This is a genomic window from bacterium (assembly GCA_035371905.1).
Classification (GTDB): Bacteria; Ratteibacteria; UBA8468; order B48-G9; family JAFGKM01; genus JAMWDI01.
Map to the genome: position 1 here is coordinate 8,951 of DAORXQ010000054.1, position 2,838 is coordinate 11,788.

General features: G+C 27.7%; 5 protein-coding genes. All 5 read left to right on the forward strand.

Going from position 1 to position 2,838, the window contains the following annotated elements; genetic code table 11:
- The first annotated feature begins 280 nt into the window (after nt 1-280).
- Nucleotides 281-1,174 carry a DUF362 domain-containing protein gene (locus PKV21_06525; GenBank protein HOM27144.1) on the forward strand — a complete coding sequence of 298 codons (894 nt, stop codon included), beginning with the start codon at nt 281-283 and terminating at the stop codon, nt 1,172-1,174.
- Nucleotides 1,167-1,784 (forward strand): 4Fe-4S binding protein, encoded by a 618-nt coding sequence (locus PKV21_06530; GenBank protein ID HOM27145.1) that lies wholly within the window; start codon nt 1,167-1,169, stop codon nt 1,782-1,784. Before PKV21_06525 ends, PKV21_06530 begins: the two co-directional genes overlap by 8 nt.
- A complete protein-coding gene (locus PKV21_06535; GenBank protein HOM27146.1) occupies nt 1,781-2,365 on the forward strand; it encodes a 4Fe-4S dicluster domain-containing protein in 585 nt (194 codons plus the stop codon). Before PKV21_06530 ends, PKV21_06535 begins: the two co-directional genes overlap by 4 nt.
- A complete protein-coding gene (locus PKV21_06540; GenBank protein ID HOM27147.1) occupies nt 2,358-2,537 on the forward strand; it encodes a twin-arginine translocase TatA/TatE family subunit in 180 nt (59 codons plus the stop codon). The genes PKV21_06535 and PKV21_06540 overlap by 8 nt, the downstream gene beginning before the upstream one ends.
- Nucleotides 2,538-2,540: 3 nt before the next feature.
- Nucleotides 2,541-2,838, forward strand: a 298-nt coding sequence (locus PKV21_06545) for a twin-arginine translocase subunit TatC (protein ID HOM27148.1), incomplete at its 3' end; no start/stop codon positions are given.

Below are 2,838 nucleotides of genomic sequence, written 5' to 3' on the forward strand. Positions count from 1 at the left end.
AGACAGATGATGAAGCATTAAAAGAAACCCTGAATTTAACCCGTTTTTGAAAGAAATATAAATTTGGTATAAACTAAGAGAGAAAAATAGATTTTTCGGAGTATATTCTTTTTATCATAAAAATTTTATTTCCTTTTTTTTTAAAAAATCATTTCTAAAATCTAAAAAATATTTTTTTTCTTTTTAATATGTGATACAATTAAATTGAGGGCAGTTGATAAAATACATTAAATAGTAAAATTTAAGTACTTGATTATTAAAAACTTATAAGGAGGGCAATATGAAAAGAAGAGATTTTTTAAAAAGCAGTTTTTTATTTCTTGCAGGTTTAAGTTTTTCCAATATTTTTAAAAACAGAAAAAGTATTTCTTTTGCAGAAGAGAAAGAAAGTGAAATTTTTATAGGTAAAGGAGAAAATTTTGAAGAAGTTACAATAAAAGTTATTGAAAAAATGGGAGGGATTAAGAAATTTGTAAAAAGTGGAGAAAAAGTTGTTATAAAACCAAATATTGCATGGAACAGAACACCTGAACAGGGAGCAAATACAAATCCAAAAGTAGTAAGTGCCCTTGTAAAACTCTGTAAAAATGCAGGTGCAAAAGAAATCGTAGTAATAGATAATCCTGTGAATAACTGGAATGTAACTTATATAACAAGTGGAATAAAAGAAACAGCAGAAAAAGAAGGTGCAATAGTAAAACCACCGACTGAATGGTTAAATATAAAGGTTGGAGGAGAAGTATTAAAACAAGCAGATGTTTTAAAAGATGTGGTTGAATGTGATGTTTTAATAGATGTGCCTGTTGTAAAAGTCCATGGTGGTGGTGTGGTTACTATTGCAATGAAAAATTTTATGGGTATAGTAAAAGATAGGGGATACTTTCATAGAACAGATTTACACAGATGTATTGCTGAAATTACAAAGTATATATTACCAAAAACAAAATTAATAGTCCTTGATGCTACAAAAGTAATGTTGACAAATGGACCTCAGGGACCGGGAGAACTGAAAGAACTGAATATGGTGATTGCTGGAACCGATATAGTTGCTCTTGATGCTTACGGTTCTACACTTCTTGGTAAAAAGCCAGAACAGATTCCTCACATAAAAATTGGTGCTGAAATGGGTCTCGGTACAATGAATCTTGACAAGATAAAAATAAAATATGTATAAAAAAACAATCAAATATTTTTTTAAATTGTTAATACAGGGTGTATTTATTTTCCTTTTTTTTTATTTTTTTAAAAAAACAAAATTTCCACTTTCTGAAAAACTACCTTTAAATTTCTTTTTTCGGATAGATTTACTTTTTGCAATTTTCACAACTATTTCAACTCTTCATTTTTCCTATTTATTTTTGCCTTCAATAATCATTTTATTTTTACTTTTATTTTTAGGAAATTTTTTTTGTTTCTGGGTTTGTCCTTTAGGTGGAATAATTGATTATGCAAATATAATCTTTTTAAGGAAAAAATGGAAGATAGGTATAAAAATACCAAAGTGGGTAAGATATATTAAAGTTTTTATTTTTTGGGCTATAATTTTTACATCTTTTACTGCAATCTTTTTAAAAATTCCTTTTTTATTCTGGATGTTTGACCCATATGTAATTTTAATGAGAGGACTACTTTTTAAGAAAATTTTGATTATATTAATCGTGATAATTTTTTTAAATATTTTAATTCCAAGATTTTGGTGTTATTATATATGTCCTTTCGGTTATTTAAATTATCTAATTGGTGTAAAATTAAGAAATAAGATAAAAAGGAAAATTAAAAAATGAAAAGAAGGGAATTTTTAAAATTTATTTTTGGAGTAGGGGGATGTTTTATTTTCACAGGGTTCAGATTTAAGTTAACAGAGAAATCAAATTTTATAAGACCTCCGGGAGCAATAGAAGAGGATGATTTTATTTATAAATGTATAAGATGTGGAGAATGTTTAAAAGTATGTCCTGTAAGTTGTTTAAGACCTGTACCATTAAATAAAGGTATATTTGAATTTGGAACACCTCACATAATACCAAGAGAAAAAGCATGTCTATTATGTTTAAACTGTGGTAAAATCTGTCCAACAGGAGCAATTCAAAAGGTTAAAATAGAGGAAGTAAAAATGGGAACCGCTAAAATAAATATAAATAAATGTCTTGTATGGAAAGAAAATAAAGATTGTTTTGTATGTATGGAGGTCTGTCCTGTTGCAGCAATATATAAAAATGAAAATGAAAAACCTGTTGTTAATCCAGAAATATGTGTTGGTTGTGGCCAATGTGAACAAAATTGTCCAGTATATGGAGAAGGTGCTATAAAAGTATTCATTAAAGGCGAAAAAAGAAAAAAACTAAAAGGAGGAAGGCATGTTTAACATAGGAGCCCCTGAACTTATCCTTATTTTCTTTATTATTTTACTACTGTTTGGTGCGAAAAGATTACCGGAAATAGGCAGGTCTCTCGGAAAAGCACTTGGAGAGTTTAAAAAAGGAATGAAAGAGGGAGTTTCAGAGGAAGAAAAAAAGGAAGAGAAGAAAGAAGAATGAAAAATGGAAGAAAAAGATTTAAGTATTGTAGAACATCTGGAAGAGTTGAGAAGAAAAATTATTTATTCCAGTATATTTTTCATTTTTTCATCATTTATTTCTTATTTTTTTTCAAATAAACTACTTTTATTTATAGTAAAACCACTAAAAAAATATCAAGAAACTATTGTCTTTTTAAAACCCGTAGAACCATTCTTTTCAATTCTAAAAATTACATTTTTCACAGCAGGGGTTATATCATTGACTTTTATTCTACTCCAGATTTATCTCTTTATTGCTCCCGGTTTGACAGAAAAAGAAA